Raw genomic sequence first — 242 nt, forward strand, 5'->3', positions numbered from 1 at the left:
CGTGCGGGTTTTTCACCCGCATTATCGTTACTCATGTCAGCATTCGCACTTCTGATACGTCCAGCATACCTCCCGGTACACCTTCAACCGCTTACAGAACGCTCCCCTACCACTCAAAATAAATTCTGAATCCGCAGCTTCGGTGCATAGTTTAGCCCCGTTACATCTTCCGCGCAGACCGACTCGACCAGTGAGCTATTACGCTTTCTTTAAAGGATGGCTGCTTCTAAGCCAACCTCCTG

At 50.4% G+C, this 242-nt stretch carries 1 rRNA gene; it reads right to left on the reverse strand.

Going from position 1 to position 242, the window contains the following annotated elements:
• Nucleotides 1-242: ribosomal RNA gene (locus H5201_RS23660) — 23S ribosomal RNA — on the reverse strand; the annotation flags it as partial.

The sequence above is a fragment of the Pseudoalteromonas sp. SG43-6 genome (assembly GCF_014164365.1).
Taxonomy (GTDB): Bacteria; Pseudomonadota; Gammaproteobacteria; order Enterobacterales; family Alteromonadaceae; genus Pseudoalteromonas; species Pseudoalteromonas rhizosphaerae.